This is a genomic window from Mitsuaria sp. TWR114 (genome assembly GCF_007997345.1).
The window spans coordinates 1-3,654 of the sequence record NZ_VOSR01000733.1; the positions used below are offsets into that span (position 1 = coordinate 1).

The 3,654-nt window shown below is 68.2% G+C and carries 3 protein-coding genes and 2 pseudogenes; 3 read left to right on the forward strand and 2 right to left on the reverse strand.

Annotation, left to right across the window (positions count from 1 at the left end; translation table 11 throughout):
- Positions 1–183 (forward strand): annotated as a pseudogene (locus FUT87_RS23305) (hypothetical protein); the annotation flags it as partial.
- Between the two features lie 156 nt (positions 184–339).
- Here FUT87_RS23305 and FUT87_RS23310 read toward each other — a convergent pair.
- Positions 340–1,149 carry an alpha/beta hydrolase gene (locus FUT87_RS23310; protein WP_147242548.1) on the reverse strand — a complete coding sequence of 270 codons (810 nt, stop codon included), beginning with the start codon at positions 1,147–1,149 and terminating at the stop codon, positions 340–342.
- Positions 1,150–1,406: 257 nt separating this feature from the next.
- Here FUT87_RS23310 and FUT87_RS23315 point away from each other — a divergent pair, with 257 nt between their 5' ends.
- On the forward strand, positions 1,407–1,685 hold the full coding sequence (locus FUT87_RS23315) for an AbrB/MazE/SpoVT family DNA-binding domain-containing protein (protein ID WP_147242549.1): 279 nt from the start codon (positions 1,407–1,409) through the stop codon (positions 1,683–1,685).
- Positions 1,682–2,116, forward strand: a complete 435-nt coding sequence (locus FUT87_RS23320) for a type II toxin-antitoxin system VapC family toxin (protein ID WP_147242550.1) — start codon at positions 1,682–1,684, stop codon at positions 2,114–2,116. Before FUT87_RS23315 ends, FUT87_RS23320 begins: the two co-directional genes overlap by 4 nt.
- Position 2,117: 1 nt before the next feature.
- Here FUT87_RS23320 and FUT87_RS23325 read toward each other — a convergent pair.
- Positions 2,118–3,654 (reverse strand): annotated as a pseudogene (locus tag FUT87_RS23325) (error-prone DNA polymerase); the annotation flags it as partial.

Consider the following 3,654-nt stretch of genomic DNA (forward strand, 5'->3'; position numbering starts at 1 on the left):
ACGCTGCAGCGCGCCCGCGCCGAGGCGCAGGCGCTGGAAACGCGCGCCCGCGAAGCCGCGGATGCCGCGCGCAAGGCGACGCTGGCGGCGGCGCTGTGGATGTTCGTGGCGCTGCTGATCGGCGCCTTCACCGCGAGCCTGCTGGCCACCATCGGCGGCCGGCAGCGCGACCTCATCGATTGAACCAAGGAGAGCTCGCATGCGATCGCTGTTGCTGTACCTGCTGGGCGTGCCGATTCCGATCATCATCCTGATCGCCTTGATTCGGTAGCGCGTGGGGCGGCAGGGCGCCTCCCGGCGCCTGCCGCTCGCAGAGCGCTGCTCAGCGCTCGGCGCCGATCAGTTCAGCGACTGGACGGCGCGCGCGGGTTCCGCCTCGGCGACGTCGCCGTAGGGGCGCCACGCGCCGGGCGCATGGGCGAGCCGGTCGGCGACCACCTTCAGCACCGCGGGATTCCACACCAGGCCGCAGTGGCTGCCGTCGACCTCGACGTTCTCGATCATCGGATGGTCCTCGCGCTGCACGCAGGCCTGCCAGGCGACGACGCCGTCGCTGCGGCTGTAGATGGCCGTGGTCGGCACCTGGGGCGCGGCCAGGAGGCGCGCCTTGAAGTCCTCGTCCAGCACCGGCAGCGCGCCGTTGATCCAGCGGTAGAGCAGGCTGACGTTGGTCTGCGCCGCCTCGCCGGTGATCGGCGTGCCGATCGTGATGACCTGCCGGACGGGCAGCGCGATGCGCTTGGCGATCTCGCGCGCGTAGATGCCGCCCAGGCTCCAGCCGACCAGCGAGACCGCCTGCGGCTGGTCGGCGACCAGCGCCTCGATGTCGGCGGCGAGGGCGTCGAGCCAGCGGTCGATGTTCCCCACCGGCCCGGTGTTCAGGCCGCGGCCCCAGTCGCGCGCCGCGTAGCCGAGGCCATGGCAGAAGCCCACCAGCGGCGCGATCGACTGCGCGTCGGCCGCCAGGCCGGGGAACACGATGACGGGATGACCGTCGCCGGGCGGATGACCGCTGCGGTCCATCAGGCGGCAGCTGGCGTATTCCATCGCGGCACGCAGCGGCTCGATGCCGAGCAGCGCCCAGGAGGGCGACGGGATGAGCGGCGCCGCGACGGGCAGCGCGCGGGCACGGACGGCAATCTTTTTCATGATGTCGGGGCCGGCCACGCCAGCGGGACGGGCGGGTCGGCATGAGGACCATTGAGCCGATCTTTCCGCAAGGACCGACCCCTTGGGTACCCCCCGGAGGACGCATTGCGCCGTCGGACGGAACCTACAGCCGAGGGATCCGCAGGGGGAGGCTGCGCGTTCTCTCCCACCGTTGATGGAAGTCAGGGGGAGAGGCGGTTTTTCGATGGCGTGCGGGGCTAGGCTTCCGGGTCCATCAACGCACGAGAGGGTTGTTCATGAGCATCGTGATGATCGATTTGCTGCCGATGACGGTGTCTCAGCGTCGTACGGTCAAGCTTGAACGGTTGGTGCTCGATCACCTGAAAGTCCGGCCAGGCGGAAAGATCGAGGTCGACCTGCTGCCCAACGGCTGCTGCGTTCTTCGAGGTGGACGGACCGGCGATATTCGAGACCTTCTTGGCATCCTTGCGGGAGTGCCGCGGGGGCGCCCCGGGGCGGTATCGATCGACGAGATGAATGAGACCATCGCGAACGGATGGGCCGGAGAGCCATGAAGGTGACTGTTGATACCAACGTGCTGGTCCGGATCGCCGTCATGGACGACCTGGATCAGGCTCGTGCCGCAATGCGCTTGCTGGGTGACGCAGAGCTCGTGGTTGTCCCGGTGTCGTGTCTCTGCGAGTTCGCCTGGGTGCTTGGACGCTCGTACAAATTCGAAGCGGGCGAGATTGCCCAGGCGATTCGAGCGCTTGTGGAGAAGCCCTGTGTCAAGGTCAACCTGTTTGCCGTTACCGCAGGGCTGGCGGTGCTAGACCTCGGGGGCGATTTCGCCGATGGGGCGATCGCCTGTGAAGGGCGTCTTTCGGGTGGAGAGGTGTTCATGACGTTCGACAGGGCTGCCTTCAAGAAGCTCAAGTTGCTTGGGGAGAAGGTAGCGTCGCCACGTGATGTGGTTTCCGTCGACGCGTCGGTGGCGTTCCAGTGATCTAGTGAAAATCCCGGCTCTCCGTCCTCAAGCGCCCCAACATCGGGGTCAGGTCTTCCATGTGCCCGGCGATCAGGTTGCGGACCTCGCCGCTGCGCTGCCACTTGCCCTTCACCGCCATCAGCCGCGAATGCAGCATGACCTGGCGCTGCCGCTGCCACAGCGCGCGGTGCACGATGACCTGGATGTCCCCGGTCTCGTCCTCCAGAGAGATGAAGATCGTCCCCTTGGCCGTCGCCGGCTGCTGCTTGACCGTCACGATCCCGCAGCCGCGCGCCGGGCGGCCATCCGGCAACTCGTTCAGTTCCCGCGCCGACATCCAGCGCTGCTCGCGCAGCATCGGTCGCAGCAGCGACAGCGGATGCCGCCGCAGCGTCAGGCCCAGCGATGCGTAGTCGAAGACGATCTCCTCGCCCTCCGGCGCCTGCGGCAGCGCCAGGAAGTCCTCCTGCACCGGCGCCGTCGACAGCAGCGGGGGCGACGCATGCTGCGCAGCCGCGTCCCACATCTGCTGGCGCCGATGGCCGCTCAGGCTGGTCAGCGCGTCGCCCGCCGCCAGCATCGTCATCTGCTGCTGGTTCAGGCCGGTGCGGCGCGCCAGGTCTTCCGCGTCGTTGAACGGGCCGCGTCTGCGCTCGAGGCAGATCGCCGCCGCCGAGGCCTGCTGCAGGCCCTTCACCAGCCGCAATCCCAGCCGCACCGCCACCGGCGCCGCGTCGATCGCCAGCGCTTCGTCCGACTCCAGATACGGGTCGCCGTCCTCGTCCTGCGCGATGCCGTCCTGGTCCAGCGGCCGCGCATCGAGCGCCTCGGTGTCCTTGCCGCGGCGCGTGGGTCGGATCACGCGGCCATCGGCACGCTCCAGCGTGCAGTCCCAGTCGCTGTGCATCACGTCCGGCGGCCGCACCTCGACACCGCTGCGCCGGGCGTCCTGCACCAACTGACTCGGTGAATAGAAACCCAGCGGCTGCGCATTCAGCATCCCCGCCAGGAATTCCGCCGTCCGGTGCTTCTTGAGCCAGCTGCTCGTGTAGACCAGCAACGCGAACGACGCGGCGTGCGACTCCGGGAAGCCGTACTCCGAGAAGCCCTTGATCTGCTCGAAGATCTGCTCCGCGAAGGACACCGGGTAGTCGCGCGCGCGCATTCCCTCGATCAGCTTCTCGCGGTATTTCCCCAGGTCGCCCTTGCGCTTCCAGGCCGCCATCGAGCGCCGCAGCTCGTCGGCCTCGCCGCCGGTGAACCCGGCCGCGATCATCGCGATCTGCATCACCTGTTCCTGGAACACCGGCACGCCACGCGTGCGATCCAGCACCGATTCCAAACCCTTCGGGTAGACGACGGGTTCCAAGCCCTGCCGCCGCTGCAGGTAGGGATGCACCATCCCGCCCTGGATCGGACCGGGCCTCACGATCGCGACCTCGATCACCAGGTCGTAGAAGCATTCGGGCTTGAGCCGCGGCAGCATGCTGCGCTGCGCCCGGCTCTCGATCTGGAACACGCCGATCGTCTCGGCGCGCTGGATCATCTTGTAGGTG